This window comes from Corallococcus sp. BB11-1 (genome assembly GCF_026626625.1).
GTDB classification, from domain to species: domain Bacteria; phylum Myxococcota; class Myxococcia; order Myxococcales; family Myxococcaceae; genus Corallococcus; species Corallococcus soli.
The window spans coordinates 493014-510418 of sequence record NZ_JAPNJY010000028.1 but is presented as its reverse complement, the minus strand read 5'-3'; the positions used below and the strand labels follow the sequence as shown (position 1 = coordinate 510418).

The window sequence follows — 17405 nt, the reverse complement described above, 5'->3', positions numbered from 1 at the left end:
GACGGACGCCGTCAGCGCGCGCCCTGCCAACCCACCTGCGAAGGCCGCGGAGAGAGCGCCTGTCGGAGCCCGCCCGCGGTCATCGTCGTCTCCACCCCTCGCAGCGGGTGCTCGTCATCCAATCCATCCAGCGCACGCAGCGCGTTCTGCCGCGCGCGCTCCGCCTCGTCGCGCCGGTCCAGGCGGCTGTAGAGCGCCACCAGCGTCGCATGTCCCATCGCCAATTGCGGCTCCAGGTACAGCGCCTTGCGCACCGCCTCCACCGCCGCGAACAGGTCGCCCCGCGCCTCGGCCACCATCGCCAGCAGCAGGTAGGCCTCCGGGCACATCGAGCGGGCCGCCTCGCGCGCCAGGGCCTCGGCGTCCTCGAAGTTCCCCGCCTGCGCCGCCGCCAGCGCGCGCGTCAGCAGGCCGTTCTCGTCTCCGGGCCGGGCCTTCGCCATGCCAGGAGGCGGGGGCGACGGGGGCGGCCTTGCCACGGACGCCGCGGCCGGGGGCACGGGAGGGCGCGACGCGGGCGCGGGCGCGGGACGGCGCGACTCCAGCCGCACCACGTTGGCCGGAGGCGGCGTGTCCCGGCGGAGCGCGGCGGCGGTCAGGGACACCGGCGTGTCCCGGCGCGCGTGCGCGGACGCGGCCTCCAGCGCGGGCCACGGCTCCAGCGGCACGCGCAGCACGGGCGTGCCCTCCGCGTCCAGCGTCTCCAGCCCCAGCCCGTTGGTGAGCGGCACCTCCGCGGGCGACACGAAGAGCAGCCCGCCCGGCGCGAGCGCGGACACCAGCCGCGCCAGCACCACGCGCACCAGCTCCGGCGTGAAGTAGATGAGGACGTTGCGGCAGAAGATGGCCTGGAACCCCATGGACGGCACCGCGTCCGTGGCCAGGTTGTGGCGGCGGAAGTCCACCGCGCGCATCACCTCCGGCACCACGCCGTGCTGCGGATCCTGGCCCGGCTGGCCCGGCAGCAGGGTGAGGAAGCGCCGCTCCAGGTCCGGCTCGATGCGGCGCAGCGACCACGGGCTGTACACGGCCGTCTTCGCGCGCAGCAGCGCCCGGCCCGACACGTCCGTCGCCAGCACGCGGAAGCGCCCACCGTCCCCCAGCCCCGCGGCCATCAGCGCCATGGCGATGCTGTAGGGCTCCTCGCCGCTCGCGCAGCCCGCGCTCCAGACGTGGAACGTGCCCGGGTGGACGCGCGCCCGCGACGCCAGCGCGCGCAGGTGCTCCGGGTGGCGGAAGAAGTACGTCTCGCCAATGACGGCGTGCTCGATGAACGCCTCCACCGCCACCGGCTCGCGCAGCAGCAACTGGCGCAGGAAGGTCACCTCCGACAGGCCCCGCGCCAGCGCCGCGCGGGACAGCGCGGGCTCCAACGAGCGACGCAGGCTGCTCGCGAGCGTCAGGCCGCAGGCGCCCTGGAGCACCTCCTCGACCTTCGCGAGCGTGGCGTCGTCGAGGAGCCCGTCGCTCACAGGCCCTCCATCCCGGTCAGCACGGCGCTCGTGCGCAGCAGCGGACGCAGGCCTTCAGGGGTGCGGCACAGCCCCGCCATCAGCCCGGTGCCGTCCCACGGCAGGGCCTCCTCGCCGCCCGGAGTGCCGTCCAGCAGCACCGGCGTCTCCACCAGGTCGCGCACGCGGTCCACCAGCAGCGCCACCGTGCGGCCCGTCTCCACCACCACCAGGTGCGAGTCCAGGTCCGGCACGCGCTTGACGCCCAGCATCCGCGCCAGGTCCACCACCACCGCCGGGCTGCCGCGGTACACGAACGTCCCCGCCACGTGCGCGGGCGCGCCGGGGAGCGGATCCAACGCCACCAGCCGCACCACCTCGCGCACCAGCCGGGCAGGCACCAGCGCGGACGTGTTGCCTGCTTCCACGGTCAGGTAGAGGCCGGGCAGACGCAGCTCGCCCTGCAGGGAGGCAAGCTCCTGCCGCAGCAGCACCTGCTCCGCCTCCAAGGCGGTCAGCCGCTGCTGCACGGAGACCCGGCGGACCTGGGGTTGAACGGGGGATTTGGGGGTTTCGGCCATCAGGGAACTCCGCCCACCACAAGGCGGGCAGGGACAAAAACCGTAAACCGGGAGGCCCGTCCAACGCAATGCGGGGCAGCCAGAAGTTGCCCGCCCGGGCCCTGCCCTCAAGCGCCGGGTCGGTGTTGCCCCGACGTGGTGGATTCTGGACCCCCTTGGGGTGCGCCCGACCGTGGAACTGTGCTTGGATGAGGACCTGTCGTGATTGCCGGAGAAACCATGCTGCAAGCATCCAGGGGACACGAATGATCAAGAGCGATTCCCCGAGCCCAGAAGCCCCGGGAACGGATCCGCTCATCGGCCGGACGTTGAACGGCCGCTTCAGCATTCTGGAGCCCCTTGGAGTGGGCGGCATGGGCAAGGTGTACCGCGCCCTGCAGGCACCGCTGGAGCGCGTGGTGGCGCTCAAGGTGCTCAACCCCAACTTCCCGAGCAGCCGCGACCCGGGCTTCCAGAAGCGCTTCCTCCGGGAAGCGTCGCTGACGTCCAAGCTGCGGCACCCGAACACCGTCACCGTCATCGACTACGGGCAGACGGACGACGGCATCTACTACATCGCGATGGAGTACCTGGAGGGCCGCACGCTCGCGCAGGTGCTGGGCCAGGTGGGCCCGCTGCCATGGATGCGCGCGGTGTCCGTCGCGCAGCAGGTGTGCCGCTCGCTGCGCGAGGCGCACAGCCTGGGCATCATCCACCGCGACCTGAAGCCCGCGAACATCATGATCCTCAGCGAGTCGGATCAGGAGCTGGTGAAGGTCCTGGACTTCGGGCTCGTGAAGTCGGTGGCGCCGCAGGAGGGGCCGGTCAGCCCTGAAATCACCCAGAACGGCACGTTCCTGGGCTCGCCGCAGTACATGGCGCCCGAGCAGGCGCGCAACGTGGCCGACGCGCGCAGCGACGTGTACTCGCTGGGCATCATGCTCTTCCAGATGCTGATGGGCCGCCCGCCGTTCATCGCGCGCGACCACATCGAGCTCATCTTCGCCCACTACAAGGAACCGCCTCCCACGTTCCAGGCCGTGCGCCCGGACCTCGCGGTGCCGCCGGAAATCGAGATGGTGGTGCGCCGCTGTCTGGAGAAGGAGCCGTCCCGGCGCTTCCAGACGATGGATGAATTGCTGGAGGGCCTGCGCGAGGCGCACATGTCCGCAGGCGGCAACAGCGGCGTGTTCCGCCGGATGGGCGGCGCCAGCACCACCGGCCCCTACCCCTCTCCGCCGACGACGGGCCCCTACGCGTCCCCCATCTTCGCCAACGTGGGCAACCACGACGGCAACGACGGGCTCGCGGTGGACATCAGCGTGGAGGTGCCGCAAGACGTGCAGCGCGCCCGCCAGCGCACGCTCCTGATGGGCGGCCTCGTCGGTGGCGTGGTGGTGGCGGGCCTCGTCGGCACGCTGCTGTTCTTCATGCGCGGCGGCTCGGAGGACAAGCCCGCGCAGCCGGTGGCCCAGGCGGCCGCGCCCGCCCAGCCGGCGGTGGCGGAGGCCCAGGCGGCCCCCGCGGCGGGCAAGGTGCGCTTCCGGCTGATGAGCCAGCCGTCCGGCGCGCGCGTCTTCCACAAGGGCAAGGAGAAGGGCACCACGCCCTTCATCCTGGAGCTGCCGCTGGGCAACGAGGGCAGCATCACCGCGGAGCTGACGTTCGTGATGGAGGGCTACCAGACGGAGACGGTCGTCACCGGCGGCTCCGGCGAGGTGGTGCTGTCGCAGAAGCTGTCGAAGCGCCGGGGCGGTTCGGAGCGTCCGGGCCGCGTGGAGCTGAACAACGCCACCACCCCGGAGGACTTCGAGAACGTGGCCCCCGCGACGCCGGGCGGCCTGGCCGCGCCGGTGATGATGCAGGCGAGTTCGGCCAACGCCGCCGTGCCCGCCACCGCGAGCGACACGTCCGCGGGCGCGCTCGGCGCTTCGGCCGCGACGGTGCAGGTGAGCGCCGCGGGCAGCCTCGCGGTGCCCTCGCTGACGACCGGCGCGCTGGCGCCCGTCCGGGCCGACGCCGTCATCCCCTTCAACGAAGGCATGGAGCGCCCGGTGATGCTGGAGGAGGGCCGGTCCATGGCCTACTCGCGCGAAGCCCTCGCCACCAAGTCGGAGGGGCTCGTGGCGGTGCGCTGCACCATCACCACCAAGGGCCGCGTGGAGAATTGCCGCGTCCTGAAGATGGTGCAGCACATGGAGCGCTCGGTGCTGGATTCGCTCCAGTCCCGCGTCTACAAGCCCATCCAGTACCAGGGCCGTCCGGTGAACGTGGACTACACGTTCACCATGCGCCTCGTCGCCCCGAAGCGCTGAAGCCGCGGCCAGCCCCCGCCGCGTCCCTGGGCCTCAGGGACCGGTGGAGGGCAGCAGCGGCGGCGAGGGTGGGACGGACGAGGCGGCGCCTCCGGGAGGCACGCCCCAGTCCACCACCGGCCAGCCCCGCCGCCGGGCCGCGCGCCGCAGCCGGTGGTCGGGGTTCACCACCACCGGACGCCCCACCACCTCCAGCACCGGCAGGTCCGTGTACGAGTCCGTGTAGAAGGCGCACTCGGACAGCGGCACGCCCGCCGCCTTCGCGGTGGCCTCCGCGTAGTGCCGCTTGCCCTCGCCGAAGCAGATGCGGCCCAGCGGGCGGCCGGTGTGTCGCCCCTCCGCGTCCAATTCGAAGCGGTTGCACAGCACGCCGTCCAGGCGCAGCTCGCGCCCCACCAGCTCGGACAGGTAGCTGGAGGACGCCGTCAGGAGCACCAGCTGGTCGCCTGCCTGGCGGTGCGCCTCCAGCGCGGCCAGGGCGCCCGGCCGGTACTGCCCCCGCACCAGCGCCGTGTAGAAGTCCTCGGAGCGCAGCTCCAGCTCACGCGCTTCCGAGCCCGTGAGCAGGGCCGTGGCGCGCAGCAGCACGTCCTCCATGGCCACGAAGCCCAGGTGATAGCGGGCCAGCAGCACGCTGGCGCGCAGCGCCTGCCACCGGGAGATGTGCCCGAGCGACAGCTCGCGACGCACCCACAGCGACGCCGAGTTGGCGGCGAGCAGCGTCCGGTCGAGGTCGAAGAAGGCGACAGCCACGCCCACAGTCTAACCGCGTCGCCATTCCCGGGCAGCCTGGAGCGAGCCGGGAGGCAGGCCCCCCGCGCGCTGGCCCCCACGACGTCGCAGGAGCGCCGTGGCCCAGAGCAGCAGGGCCGCCACCCCGGGCCCTCCCGCGGTGGCCCCGCAGCCGGAGCCCTTCCCCTCCGCCACCAGCTTGAGGCCCGGATCCTCCGGGACGCGGCACTGGGTGGGGGGCAGGCCGCGCGGATAGATGGCACAGAAGCCGGCGGCGGAGCCCGCGTCGATGATGCGCTTGGACGTCTCCCCCTGTGAGGCCGTGGCCTCCATGGTGGAGCCCGCGGAGAAGACGTGGTCCAGGCCGACGACGTGGCCAATCTCGTGCGTCATCGTGTTCTGCACGTCCATGGCGACGCAGGTGGCGGCCGGCCCGTCAGCGCCGCACGGCGGACCGTTGACGGTGGTGAAGAAGAAGGTGGGCCCCCAGGCCGTCTCCGCCGCGTTGAGCTCGATGTCCGAGTCCACCACGCGCCCGTCCTTGAAGCTGAACGACGACGTGGTGAGGGCGATGGTGGCGCCCCCGTGCGCCCAGCACTGGTACACGTTGCCGCACGTCTCGTCCGCCCAGCACACGTCGTCCGCGGGGGCGACGTCCTGGCAGTTGCGCTCACGGAAGGTGACGACGTTGTAGTTGTCGAAGGGGTGTTCCTCGTCGTAGCCGATGTCCACCGTGCGTCGCCAGTCGTCGCCCCGGATGAAGCGGAAGTCGCTGCACGTCGCGGACACCGCACGCCACGCGTCGAACGCGGCCTCGATGGCGGAGAACTCCGTGGCGTCGGGCGCGCGCGTGCTGCCGGCCACGTCCAGGTGGTAGACGTAGTCACGCCCCGGCCACACGAGGCACAGCGGCCGGCCCGGCACGAGCGTGCGCCTGGAGTCCTGCTGCGCCCCCGCCACCTGCGCGCCCAGGAGCACCGCGAGCAGCAGGAGGTGACGACTCACCGCATCCCCCGACGGCGGCGGCGCGCGAGCAGCGACGCGGCGGCCAGGAGCGGCAGCACGGCCAGCCCCCCCGTCGCCGCGGAGCAGCCGTCGTCGTCATCGTCCCCGCCCCCATTGGGGTCCGGCGGCAGCGGGATGCAGGGCTGGCTCGCGCTGCCCCTGGGGTACGCGGCGCACACGAAGGACTTCGAGCCGGTGTCCAGGATGCGCTTGGACACCTCGCCCGGCGGCGCGCTGGGGTTCATCGTGGAGCCGGTCGCCAGCGTGTGGTCCAGGCCGACGAAGTGGCCCACCTCGTGCGTGGCCGTGTTCTGCACGTCCGTCTCCACGCAGTCCGGGTTGGCCACGATGCCGCACGGCCCGCCGTTGCCGGTGGTGAAGTTGAAGGCCGCGGCGTTGAAGGAGATGTCGGAGTCGTAGACGATGCCGGTGCGCTCGTCGTAGGTGGTCAGCGTGATGGCGATGGTGCCGTTGCTGTCGTCCCAGCAGTCGTAGGTGTTCGCGCAGGTGTCGTCCGCGAAGCACGCGTCCGTGGGGGCCACGACATCCCGGCAGCTCCGGCTGCGGAAGAGGATGAGGTTGATGTTGTCGCCGGTGCGCGCGTAGCCCACCGTCCGGCTGTCGACACGCGGGCCCTCCGCCAGCGTCAGGTTCCCGCAGTTGGCGAAGACGTCCTGCCAGCTCTGGAACGAGTCGGAGATGGCCTTGAACTCCGTGTGGTTCGTCACCTTCTGGTTGCCCACGGTGCTCTGCTGCCAGACGACGCGGTTCTGCGTCCAGTACAGGCACTGCGTGGCCGCATCCCCGGGCGTCACCCGGCTGCGCACGTACGGCGCGGAGCTCTGCCCCAGCGCCACCGCCAACACCACCCATGACGCGAGCGCGCCCATCACTTCGCCCCCTTCTTCGCGGGCACGGCCTGCTGCGCCTGGAGCGCCGCGCGGATGGCGCTCTTGAGCTGCGCGAGCGTCACCGGCTTCGCGTTCGACGCGCTCTCCTGATGCGTCTTCGGATCGACGAGCACCGCGTCCCCGGTGGGGGCCGGAACCGCCATGGCGCCGACGTCCGAACCGGAGCCGGAAGCGGAGCGCCGCACCTGGTACTTGCCCTGCGCCATGCCCGACAGCTGGAACGCCGCCGCGCCCTTCTTCTCCAGGAAGACGACGACCTCCTCGCCCTCGGAGAACGTGGCGAGCCCGCCCACCACCTGCCCGATGTCGCCCACCCGGCCTCCCGGCTGGGTGACGAGCACCGTGCCGCCGGGCTCGCCCTTGAGGGACTCGGTGACTTCGATCTCCACGTCGGTGACGATGCGCCGCTTGTCGCCGCTCCACCGGCTCTGCACGCGCCGGACGACGCCCTGCACCACCGCGTCGGAAGCCTGCGCCATCTGGGGAAGGTCCGCGCGCAGCATCGTCGTGGCCCCCACCGGCAGCCCCCCGAGCAGGGCGGCCAGCACCAGCGTGCGAACTGCGTGTCGAATCGACATGTGAAGTCTCCTTGGCCGCGAAGCCTAACTCCAAGAGGGCGGCTTGCGTTGACCCTCGTGCAGTCCTCCTGCTATCGCGCGCCTGTCCTATGGCCCCGTCCAAACCTCGCGTCCGCTTCGCTCCGTCACCTACTGGATACCTCCACATCGGCGGTGCCCGCACCGCGCTCTTCAACTACCTCTACGCGCGGCGTTACGGCGGCACCTTCATCCTGCGCATCGAAGACACGGACCAGGAGCGCTCCACCCCGGAGTCGGTCAAGGCCATCCTGGACGGCCTCAACTGGCTGGGCCTGGACTGGGACGAAGGCCCCGGCAAGGAGGGCGGCTTCGGCCCCTACTTCCAGACCCAGCGGCTGGACACCTACCGCGCCCACGCCGACCAGCTCATCTCCGAGGGCAAGGCCTTTCGCTGCTACTGCACGCGCGAGGAGATCGCGGCCCGGCGTGAGGTGGCGGACAAGGAGAAGCGCGCCTACCGCTACGAGGGCACCTGCTACGACCTGAAGGCCCCGCCGGAGGGCAGGAAGCTGGAGGACGCGGTCATCCGCTTCCGCATGCCCACGGGCGACGGCAAGGTGTCGTACGACGACAAGGTCCTGGGCGTCATCACCAAGCCGTACTCGGACCTGGATGACTGGGTCATGATGCGCGCGGACGGCATCCCGCTCTACAACTACGGCTGCGTCATCGACGACCACCTGATGGAGATCTCCCTGGTGGCGCGCGGCCAGGAGCACATCAACTCCACCTTCCCCCAGCTGATGCTCTACCAGGCGCTGGGGTGGACTCCGCCCCAGTTCGCGCACCTGCCGCTCATCCTGGGGCCGGATCGGGAGAAGCTCTCCAAGCGCAAGCACCCGGAGGCGGACGTGATGCTCCACGCGCGCACCGGCATCCTGCCGGAGGGCCTGCTCAACTTCGTCATCCGCCTGGGCTGGAGCCACGGCAACGACGAGGTCATCTCCCGCGAGCAGATGGTGGAGTGGTTCGACTTCGACGGCGTGGGCAGCACCTCCGGCGTGTGGGATCCGGTCAAGCTCAAGTGGTTCAACCAGGAGTGGCTCAAGCGCCTGCCCGCCGCCGTCATCGCGGAGCGGCTCCTGCCCTTCCTGGACGCCCGCGGCTTCGAGGCCCGGGGCGACGCGCGGCTGGAGCCGATGGTGGTCGCGCTGCGCGAGCGCTCGCAGACGCTGGAGGAGATGGCGAACACCGCGTCCATCTACTTCCGCTCAGGCGTGACGCTGGATGAGAAGGCCGCCGCCAAGCACCTGACCGGGGACTCCCTGGGCCTGCTGCGCCAGGCCCGGGAGCGGCTGGAGGCGCTGCCCGCCTGGACGGTGGAGCTGCTGGATGGCGTGGTGAAGGCGGTGAGCGAGGCGGCCGGCGTGGGCATGGGCAAGGTGGCCCAGCCCCTGCGCGTCGCCATCACCGGCAACACCACCAGCCCCGGCATCGGTGAGACGCTGCTCTTCGCGGGGCGCGAGGAAGCCCTGCGGCGCATCGACGCGGCGCTCGCGCGCGGCGGGTGAGATTGACGGTGGACGCGGGCGTCGCCGGGCCCTATCTTGGCCGGCGATGACGCGACCGCTTGACAGCCTGCGACCCCATTTCTATAAGGCGCGCCCGCTCGGGGTGGTGCTGCTCGCCCTCTGGGCAACGGCGTCGGGCGCCGACGTGGTGAACGGCGCCCAACTCCCGGATGGCGTCCAGAAGGTGGGCGAAAACCGGTACCGGGCATCGCGCGACTACGAGGCGACGCTCGACTACTACAAGACGGTCTATCCGTCCTCGAACTACCCGAGGCGGTCGATCGTCAACCAGCCGGGCGTCAAGGCGGTGCACATCAGCAACCCGTCGGGGAAGAACTTCGAGGGGTTGAACATTTACGAGGCGAACGAAGAGGTTCGCATCTACATCGTCCCGCTGCAGGGGGCGGCCAAACCGGCGAAGAAAGAAACGAAGCCGGTCAGGAAAACGAAGTAGTTGAAGTCGAGCAGAGAAGTGGGTAGTAGAAGCGCCCGAAGTCGCAGGTCCCGCAGGTCCTTGGGGAATCGTCTAACGGCAGGACAGCAGACTCTGACTCTGCTTATCTAGGTTCGAATCCTAGTTCCCCAGCTGAAGTTCCTGGTTGACGTCAGCAACCAGAAAATGTAGGAAGCGCCGGCAGCAAAGGCGCGGTTGTAGGAAAGTCGGCCCTGTCGTCTAGTGGTTAGGACGGAGCCCTCTCACGGCTCAAACTCGGGTTCGAATCCCGGCAGGGTCACTGAGACGCCCACCTTCTGAAAAGAAGGTGGGCGTTTCGCTTTTGCGGGCTTGGGATGGCAGGCGCGGCGCCGCGGGAAGGGGCGGAAGCGCCGCCCCCGCCCCCGGGCTCAGGCCGACGTGATGCTCTGGCGGAAGGTGTCCAGGGCCGCGGTGAGCTTCTCCTGGGCGCGCTGGATGCCCCGGCGCATCAGCAGCATGCGCACCTTGTCCGGCAGCGCACGGGTGGCGTTGGCCTGGCCGTAGCCCACCAGGTCCATGCGCAGGGTGATGGCCTCCAGCAGGTCGCTCAGGTCGGCGTCCGCGCCGGCCAGGAGCACCACGTCGGGAGAGCGCCCCTGGAGGCGCTCGGCCAGCGTGCGCCACTGCGGATCCCCGGTCTCCACCACCACCACGTCCGCGCTCTCCAGTTGGGGGGAGTAAGGCGGCAGGTCCAGCACCTCGAAGTGCGCTTCCTTCAGCACCTTCACGGCCTCGCTGCTGCCCACCACGGCCACGCTGCCGTGCTGGACCAGGCGCACCGTCTCCTCGTAGTTGCGCAGCTCCGACTCCAGCGCCACGTGCGCGGGCTCTGGCGCGTCGCGGCCCGCGTCCAGCAGCGCCGCGGCCTGACGGGCCATCTCACGGGCGCCGTTGCGCGTGCGCACGCGCTCGGTGCGGCGCTCCAGCGCGGCGCGCACCTTGGCGCGCAGCACGCGCAAGTCGTCGAAGGGCTTGAGGATGTAGTCGCTGGCGCCCGCGGCGAACGCGGCGATGACGGACTCGGAGCTGGCGTAGGCGGTGATCATCACCGCCTCCAGCGCGGGCTGCATCCGGCGCGCCTCCGAGATGAGCTCCACCCCGCCCATGCCGGGCAGGTTCTTGTCCGTCACCAACACGTCGATGCGCTGGTCCCTCAAGAGGGTCAACGCCTCTTCCGCACTGCCCACCGGGAACACGACGAGGTCCGCCTCGCGCCCCAGAAGGCGCACGCAGATGTCGAGCACCACCGGCTCGTCATCCACCAACAGCACCTTCGAGGCGAGCGTCCCCCGCCCTTCCCCTTCACCTGCACCGGTCTCGAACGGGAGATCCATGAATTGGGAGGATCGCACAGCTCACGTCCAACTTCGAGGGTGGGAACACGGTGGTGTGCCTATGCTCAGGGAGTGAGCTTCGAAGACGCGCTCCGGGAGAACCGGGTGCCGCCGCTGCTGGGTGACGTGCGGCTGTTCTACGACGGGGGGCGGCTGGTGGGAGAGTCCCTGCCGCCGCCCTGGACGCTGCGGGTCCTGCCCTCGCTGTGCCTGGGGCTGGCCGGGGTGAGCACCGTCGTGGGCATGGTGATGCTCGTGCTGGACACGGCCCGGACTCCCGGCGCCGCGTCCCTGCTGCTGGGCCTCGCGGGCGCGCTCGTCGTGGGGGCGCTCGTGCTGGAGGCGCGGCTCAAGCGCCGCCGCTTCGTGCTGCACTTCAAGACGGAGTCGCTGCGGCTGGAGACGCTCGCCTGGGCGCCCGGGGCCGCCCGCACGCAGACGCTGCCCTTCGACGACGTGCGCGCGGTGCACATCGTCCAGCCTCCGGGCGGCCGCTATTCACTCGTGGTGGAGTACGGCCCCGAAGAAGCGCCCCAGCGCGCACTGTTGGTGCGGGGCGTGCGGCCCCAGGAAGGCGAAACCCTCCACCGGGTGTGGCGCCTGCTGCACAACGCCTTCGGGCTCAAGGGGGCGGGGCTCGCCGGAAGGTGAGCTCTATCTCCGTCCCCTCGCCCGGCGTGGACGACAGGCGGAGCTGGCCTCCGAACTGCGTCACCAGCTCCCGGCAGATGGACAGGCCCAGGCCCGTGCCGACGCCCACGGGCTTGGTGGTGAAGAGCGGCTGGAACACGCGCTCCTGCAGGGCGGCGGGGATGCCGCAGCCGTTGTCCACCACCGACAGCACCACGTCGGACTCGGTCGCCGCCCAGCGCACGTCGATGCGGCCCGTGCGGCCCGTGCCCTCCATGGCCTGCGCGGCGTTGACGATGAGGTTGAGCAGCACCTGGCACAGCTTCACCGGCCCGAAGATGATGCGCACCGGGTCGCCGCTGCTCGTCAGACGCGCCCTGTCCCGCACCTCCGCCCGCGCCAGCTTCACCGCGAAGGACACCACTTCGGCCACGTCCGCGGTGGCCTCCAGGTCCTCGCCGCGCGCCTGCGTCCTCAGGCCCAGCGCCACCTCCCTCAGGTGGCCCGCGCCCTCCGACAGGTCCTTGATGAGCGCCGGCAGGTCCTCGATGGTGGAGGACACCTCCGCGTCCGGGTCCGTCGCCAGGTGGCGCGACACGTACTGCACCACCCGCTGCATGTCGCGCTGGAGCGAGGACACGTTCTGCGTGAGGTAGCCCACCGGGCCCATCAGCTCGTGCGCGATGCCGGCGGTCACCTGCCCCAGCGTGGCCAGACGCTCGGACTTCATCATCCGGCCTTCCACCTCGCGGATGCGCAGCTCCAGCCGGGCAATCTTGAGCGCGTCCTCCAGCGCCGCCAGCAGCTCCGCGCGGTCCCACGGCTTCACGAAGTAGCGCGTCACCTGACCGCGGTTCACCGCGTCGATGACGGCCTGCATGTCCGCGTACGCCGTGACGAGCATGCGCTTGGCGTCCGGCGCGATGGTGCGGGCGCGCTCCAGCAGCTCCACGCCCGTCATGCCCGGCATGCGCTGGTCCGACAGCACCACGCCAATCTCCCCGCGCCGCTGCTCCAGCAGCGCCAGGGCCTCGTTGGGGGACGAGCACCGGAAGATGCGAAACTTCTGCCCGAAGTTGGCGTCGAACACCCTCAGGTTGAGGGCGTCGTCGTCCACGTACAGCACGGCGGGCAGGTCCGAGGCGTTCATGGAGCTCCTCCAGACCGTGGCTTCCTCATCCGGAAGGCAGGCTGGTCGCGCGAAGATACCGCGCGCGTCCGACCGCGCGCCTGGGGGTAGCTTCCACCCACGCCCGGAAGCGAGCGGTGGAAGTCAAACCGGGGGCCATCCCCGACTCAGCCGGCGGTGTCCTCGAGGGCGTGGGCCACGGCCTCCACCGAGGAGAAACGCCCCCGTGGCAGCGAGCCCAGCAGTGACACCACGTGCGCCGGCGCTTCGTTCTCACGCGCCACCCACGTCAACTGCTCCGCGGTGAGCGGGAACACGGCGCCGTGAAGCGCCTGCTGCAGTGAGTGCGCCAGGGACACCGACGGAACCAGGGGAACCGGCGAAGGCTCCACCTCCCGCAGTCCAAGCCCCAGGCGCTCGCGAGTCATGTCGTCGTTCATTGAGTGAGAAGTTAAGCAGCGAACCGCGCCGCCTGCCGATCTTTTTTCGCCATCCGAAGGGAGTCAGGCAGGCGAGCCCTCCCCGCCCACACGCCTCCGGGTGGCCACAGGGGCGTGGGCATCCCACCGTACCGCCACGACAAGGCCCTTCACGCCCCGACTTCCGGGGGGAGGAAGTGACACATGGCGGACAAGAAGCATCAGGACCCGAAGGCCGTGAAGCACGTCCAGGCGACCCGCCCGGACCCGTGGCCCGGCATCCAGGGCCGCTCGCAGGACCACGAGGCGGAGCTGGACACCGACACGAAGCGGGCGGACCAGGCCAGCGTCACCGACGCGCAGCGCAAGCTGGAAGAGGACGTCGAAGCGGACGAGAAGACGCGGGAGTAGCCAGCGCCCTCCCCTGCCCCCGTGCATGACGCACGGGGGCAAAGGGCGGGCGGCCGCTCGACCGCTAGAACAGCAGCCGCGTGGGGTGCTCCAGCAGGCCCTTCAGCTCGCGCAGGTACTCCGCGCCGGTAGCCCCGTCGATGACGCGGTGGTCACCCGACAGCGTCACCGTCATCACCTTGCGCACCACGACCTGTCCGTCGCGCGCCACGGCCTTCTCCGCCACCGCGCCCACCGCGAGGATGGCGGACTGGGGCGGGTTGATGACGGCGATGAACTGGTCGATGCCGTACATGCCCAGGTTGCTCACCGTGAGCGACCCGCCGGTGTACTCGGCGGGCTTCAGGGCGCGCTTGCGGGCGCGCTCCGCCATGTCGCGGGACTCGGCGGAGATGGTCTGCAGGCCCTTGAGGTCCGCGTCGCGGATGATGGGCGTGATGAGCCCGTCCTCGATGGCGACCGCGATGCCCACGTCCACGGTGCCGTAGTGCAGCACCTGGTCGCCCTGGAGCGACACGTTCATCTTCGGGGAGCGGCGCAGCGCGATGGCCGCCGCCTTCACGATGATGTCGTTGACGGACACCTTCACGTCCAGCGCCTTGGCCTCCTCGCGGATCTTCACCGCGGCCTCCATCTCCACCTCCACGGTGAGATAGAAGTGCGGCACGCCGGGCTTCACCTCCGACATGCGCTGGCCAATCACCTTGCGCATGGAGGACATGGGCACGGACTGCGGCTCCGGACGCGTGCCGAAGGCGCGGGCCTCGGGCTGCGCACCGGCCTTCTTCGCCGGGGCCGCCTGGGCGGGGGCCTTCGTCAGGCCCTGCCCCAGCGCCTGCTCCACGTCGCGCTTCACCACGCGCCCGAGCGGACCGGAGCCACGCACCTGGGAGAGGTCCAGCCCGCGCTCCTGCGCGATGCGCTTCGCCAGGGGGCTGGCGCGAAGCCGGCCTCCCCCGCTCGCGGTCGGAGCGGCCTCACGGCGCGGCGCGCCGCCCTGTCCCCCGGCGGTCGCGGACGGAGCCGCGGCGGCGGGAGCCTGGGGTGCGGCCTTCGGCGCGGCGGGCGCGGCCGCCGGAGCGGAGGCCCCGGCCTTGGCGCCCTTGGGCGTTAGGAACGCGATGGGCGCACCGACGGTGGCCAGGTCGCCCTCGTTCACGACGATGCGCGCGAGCGTGCCGTCGTCGTACGCCTCCACCTCGAGGTTGGACTTGTCCGTCTCCACCTCTGCGATGGCGTCCCCGGAGGAGACCTTGTCGCCGGCCTTCTTCAGCCACTTGACGATCTTCCCCTCCTTCATCGTCGGGGAGAGCGAGGGCATCAGGATGGCGATGCCCTCACCGCCGCCAGCGGCGGGGGCCTGCTGGGCGGGCTTCGCGGCGGGCGACTCCGCCTTGGGCGCGGACGGGGCCGCGGCCTTCGGGGGCGCGGCGGCCGCCGGAGCCGGGGCTCCGCCGGAGACCTTCTCGCCCTTGGCGCCGAGGTAGCCGATGGGGGCTCCCACCGTCGCGACCTCGCCCTCGGGCACGGAGATCTGCAGCAGGTAGCCGTCGTCGAAGGCCTCGACCTCGAGGTTGGACTTGTCCGTCTCCACCTCGGCGATGGCGTCTCCGGAGGAGACCTTGTCGCCGACCTTCTTCAGCCACTTGACGATCTTCCCCTCCTTCATCGTCGGGGACAGGCTGGGCATCTGGATGGGCGTCGCCATCGCTCAGGCTCCCTCGCGGTACAGGACCTTCTTGATGGCGGCGATGATCTTGGGCGCGTCCGGCTGGGTCGCGTTCTCCAGATTCGCCGCATACGACATGTTCACATCGAGCCCGGTGACGCGCACGACCGGCGCGTCCAGCTCGTCGAACGCCTGGGACTGGATGAGGTCCACCACGGACGCGCCAATGCCGGCCAGCGCCCAGCCCTCCTCGCAGATGACCGCGCGGTTCGTCTTGCGCACGCTCTTGAGGATGGCCTCCTCGTCCAGCGGGCGCAGGGTGCGCAGATCCAGCACCTCCACGCTGATGCCTTCCTTCTCCAGGGCCTCCGCGGCCTCCATGCAGAAGTAGTACATCCGGCTCCAGGTGATGAGCGTGACGTCGGTGCCCTCACGCTTCACGTCCGCGACACCCAGCGGGACGATGTGCTCACCCTCCGGCACCTCGCCCTTGAGCGCGTAGAGCCGCTCGCCCTCGAACATGATGACCGGGTTCTCGTCCCGGATGGCGCTCTTGAGCATGCCCTTGGCATCCGCGGGCGTCGCCGGCGCGATGACCTTCAGGCCGGGGAAGTGCGCGTAGTTGGCCTCCAGCGACTGGCTGTGCTGGCTGGACAGCCGGCCGCCCGCGCCGCCCGGGCCGCGGAACACGATGGGGCATCTCAGCTGGCCGCCGCTCATGTGGCGCAGCTTGGCCGCGTTGTTGACGATCTGGTCCATCGCCAGGATGGCGAAGTTCCACGTCATCATCTCCACCACCGGGCGCAGGCCCACGGCGGCGGCGCCCACGCTCAGGCCGGTGAAGCCCAGCTCGCTGATGGGCGCGTCGATGATGCGCGCGCTGCCAAACTTGTCCAGCAGGCCCTGGGACACCTTGAAGGCGCCGTTGTAGCGACCCACCTCCTCGCCAATGAGGAACACATTGGCGTCGCGCTCCATCTCCTCGGCGAGCGCCTGGTTCAACGCTTCGCGATACATCAACTCGGGCATCGTCGGCTCCGAAACTCGAACTCGAAAGGGTTGTGCCTGGGGGGAAGGACCCGAGCGCTAGCGGCTCAGGCCCGCCTTCTTGTCAGCGGCCTCGGCCTCTGCGCGAGGCTCCAGGTCCCACGTCACCTTCAGCTCCTGACCGGACGGGTACTTCGGCCAGTTGGTGACCTTCACGCCCAGCACGCGCTCGCGCGGGCGCACGTCCTCCTCACCCGGCTCCACGATGGTGTCGCGCCACAGCTCGTCCACGCTGGGCTCCGGCGACTCGTCGGCGAACTTCACCGCCGCGTCCACCGTGCGCTTCTCCTCCTCCTCAATGGATTCGAAGTCCGCGTCCGACAGCCCCAGGCCCTGCTTCAGCGCGTACTCGCGCAGCTTGGGGATGGGGTCGTTGCGGCGCTCGTCCTCCACCTCCTGCTTGGAGCGGTAGTTGGCCGGGTCCGCCATGGAGTGGCCACGGAAGCGGTACGTGTTCGCCTCCATCAGCACCGGGCCCTTGCCCGCGCGGCAGTACTCCGCCGCGTCCTTCACCGCCTCGTACATCTTGAGGACGTCCATGCCGTCCACGGCCTCGCCCCGCATGCCGTACGCGGAGGCGCGCTTGTGGATCTCCGGCACCGCCGACGTGCGCGCGATGGCCGTGCCCATGCCGTAGCGGTTGTTCTCGCAGATGTAGATGACCGGCAGCTTCCACTTCTGCGCCATGTTGAAGGTTTCGTGGAACGCGCCCTGGTTCGCGGCCGCGTCGCCGAAGAAGCACACCGTGACGCGGTCCTCGTTGCGGTAGCGCGCCGCGAAGGCCATGCCGGCCGCGAGCGGAATCTGCCCGCCGACGATGCCGTAGCCTCCGTAGAAGTGGTGCTCGATGTCGAAGATGTGCATCGAGCCGCCCTTGCCCTTGCTGTAGCCGGAGCCCCGGCCGAACAGCTCCGCCATGACCATCCCGGCGTCGCTGCCGCGGGCGAGCGGCTGGCCGTGGTCGCGGTAGGCGGACAGCATGTAGTCATCCGTACGGATGGCTTCATTGCAGCCCACCGCCACGGCCTCCTGGCCGATGTACAGGTGGCAGAACCCGGCGATCTTCCCCAGCGTGTATTGCTGGCCCGCGCGCTCTTCAAAGCGACGCAGCAGGTACATCTTCCGGTACATCTTCAACAACAGGTCCTTCGAGTACGCGCTGGCCACCGCGGCATGCCTCCATCTGGGCCGCCCCTGTGGACCCGAG

At 70.6% G+C, this 17405-nt stretch carries 17 protein-coding genes and 2 tRNA genes; 7 read left to right on the top strand and 12 right to left on the bottom strand.

The features are described from left to right. Nucleotides 1–11 precede the first annotated feature (11 nt). Together OV207_RS23480 and OV207_RS23475 are read right to left on the bottom strand one after the other, a co-directional pair. Nucleotides 12–1472 (bottom strand): CheR family methyltransferase, encoded by a 1461-nt coding sequence (locus OV207_RS23480; protein ID WP_267557374.1) that lies wholly within the window; start codon nucleotides 1470–1472, stop codon nucleotides 12–14. Continuing rightward, a complete protein-coding gene (locus OV207_RS23475; RefSeq protein ID WP_267557373.1) occupies nucleotides 1469–2032 on the bottom strand; it encodes a chemotaxis protein CheW in 564 nt (187 codons plus the stop codon). The genes OV207_RS23480 and OV207_RS23475 overlap by 4 nt, the downstream gene beginning before the upstream one ends. A gap of 245 nt (nucleotides 2033–2277) precedes the next feature. Here OV207_RS23475 and OV207_RS23470 point away from each other — a divergent pair, with 245 nt between their 5' ends. Further along, a complete protein-coding gene (locus tag OV207_RS23470) occupies nucleotides 2278–4326 on the top strand; it encodes a TonB family protein (protein WP_267557371.1) in 2049 nt (682 codons plus the stop codon). A 33-nt stretch (nucleotides 4327–4359) separates the two neighbouring features. On the opposite strand, the gene OV207_RS23465 is transcribed toward OV207_RS23470, so the two are convergent. Genes OV207_RS23465 through OV207_RS23450 form a run of 4 tightly spaced genes read right to left on the bottom strand, consistent with a single transcriptional unit; the run spans nucleotide 4360 to nucleotide 7552 of the window. Next, the gene (locus OV207_RS23465) at nucleotides 4360–5079 is read right to left on the bottom strand and encodes an HAD family hydrolase (RefSeq protein WP_267557369.1); all 720 of its coding nucleotides are present in this window, start codon (nucleotides 5077–5079) and stop codon (nucleotides 4360–4362) included. Between the two features lie 9 nt (nucleotides 5080–5088). Then, on the bottom strand, nucleotides 5089–6063 hold the full coding sequence (locus tag OV207_RS23460; RefSeq protein WP_267557368.1) for a myxosortase-dependent metalloprotease, MXAN_2677/MXAN_2678 family: 975 nt from the start codon (nucleotides 6061–6063) through the stop codon (nucleotides 5089–5091). Continuing rightward, the gene (locus OV207_RS23455) at nucleotides 6060–6953 is read right to left on the bottom strand and encodes a myxosortase-dependent metalloprotease, MXAN_2677/MXAN_2678 family (protein WP_267557640.1); all 894 of its coding nucleotides are present in this window, start codon (nucleotides 6951–6953) and stop codon (nucleotides 6060–6062) included. Before OV207_RS23455 ends, OV207_RS23460 begins: the two co-directional genes overlap by 4 nt. Beyond that, on the bottom strand, nucleotides 6953–7552 hold the full coding sequence (locus tag OV207_RS23450) for a hypothetical protein (protein ID WP_267557367.1): 600 nt from the start codon (nucleotides 7550–7552) through the stop codon (nucleotides 6953–6955). Before OV207_RS23450 ends, OV207_RS23455 begins: the two co-directional genes overlap by 1 nt. A gap of 89 nt (nucleotides 7553–7641) precedes the next feature. On the opposite strand from OV207_RS23450, the gene gltX reads away from it, so the two are divergent. The 4 genes from gltX (at nucleotide 7642) to OV207_RS23430 (ending at nucleotide 9818) form a co-directional block, all read left to right on the top strand. Next, nucleotides 7642–9084: a glutamate--tRNA ligase gene (gene gltX / locus OV207_RS23445; RefSeq protein ID WP_267557366.1), complete on the top strand. Its 1443-nt coding sequence runs from the start codon at nucleotides 7642–7644 to the stop codon at nucleotides 9082–9084. Between the two features lie 46 nt (nucleotides 9085–9130). Then, nucleotides 9131–9538 (top strand): hypothetical protein, encoded by a 408-nt coding sequence (locus tag OV207_RS23440; protein ID WP_267557365.1) that lies wholly within the window; start codon nucleotides 9131–9133, stop codon nucleotides 9536–9538. Nucleotides 9539–9599: 61 nt separating this feature from the next. Continuing rightward, a tRNA-Gln gene (locus tag OV207_RS23435) sits at nucleotides 9600–9670 on the top strand. Nucleotides 9671–9746: 76 nt separating this feature from the next. Beyond that, nucleotides 9747–9818 (top strand) — tRNA-Glu (locus OV207_RS23430). A gap of 109 nt (nucleotides 9819–9927) precedes the next feature. Here OV207_RS23430 and OV207_RS23425 read toward each other — a convergent pair. Further along, complete coding sequence (locus OV207_RS23425) at nucleotides 9928–10893, bottom strand: response regulator (protein WP_193429787.1); 966 nt, start codon at nucleotides 10891–10893, stop codon at nucleotides 9928–9930. A gap of 72 nt (nucleotides 10894–10965) precedes the next feature. Between OV207_RS23425 and OV207_RS23420 the strand changes: the two genes are divergently transcribed. Beyond that, a complete protein-coding gene (locus tag OV207_RS23420) occupies nucleotides 10966–11544 on the top strand; it encodes a hypothetical protein (RefSeq protein ID WP_267557363.1) in 579 nt (192 codons plus the stop codon). Here the strand turns inward: OV207_RS23420 and OV207_RS23415 are convergent. Then, nucleotides 11516–12673, bottom strand: coding sequence for a sensor histidine kinase (locus tag OV207_RS23415; RefSeq protein ID WP_193429785.1), 1158 nt, complete (start codon nucleotides 12671–12673; stop codon nucleotides 11516–11518). The two genes, OV207_RS23420 and OV207_RS23415, sit on opposite strands and share 29 nt — an antisense overlap. Before the next feature lie 146 nt (nucleotides 12674–12819). Beyond that, entirely contained in the window at nucleotides 12820–13080 is a 261-nt protein-coding gene (locus tag OV207_RS23410) for a DUF2795 domain-containing protein (RefSeq protein ID WP_227027942.1), read from the bottom strand. 195 nt (nucleotides 13081–13275) lie between these two features. Here OV207_RS23410 and OV207_RS23405 point away from each other — a divergent pair, with 195 nt between their 5' ends. Further along, nucleotides 13276–13482: a hypothetical protein gene (locus OV207_RS23405; RefSeq protein WP_267557362.1), complete on the top strand. Its 207-nt coding sequence runs from the start codon at nucleotides 13276–13278 to the stop codon at nucleotides 13480–13482. Nucleotides 13483–13546: 64 nt separating this feature from the next. Here the strand turns inward: OV207_RS23405 and OV207_RS23400 are convergent, their stop codons facing one another. Genes OV207_RS23400 through pdhA form a run of 3 tightly spaced genes read right to left on the bottom strand, consistent with a single transcriptional unit; the run spans nucleotide 13547 to nucleotide 17365 of the window. Then, nucleotides 13547–15190, bottom strand: coding sequence for a pyruvate dehydrogenase complex dihydrolipoamide acetyltransferase (locus OV207_RS23400; RefSeq protein WP_267557361.1), 1644 nt, complete (start codon nucleotides 15188–15190; stop codon nucleotides 13547–13549). A 3-nt stretch (nucleotides 15191–15193) separates the two neighbouring features. Next, on the bottom strand, nucleotides 15194–16180 hold the full coding sequence (locus OV207_RS23395) for a pyruvate dehydrogenase complex E1 component subunit beta (protein ID WP_120531808.1): 987 nt from the start codon (nucleotides 16178–16180) through the stop codon (nucleotides 15194–15196). Between the two features lie 57 nt (nucleotides 16181–16237). Next, entirely contained in the window at nucleotides 16238–17365 is a 1128-nt protein-coding gene (gene pdhA / locus OV207_RS23390; RefSeq protein ID WP_267557360.1) for a pyruvate dehydrogenase (acetyl-transferring) E1 component subunit alpha, read from the bottom strand. Nucleotides 17366–17405 lie beyond the last annotated feature (40 nt).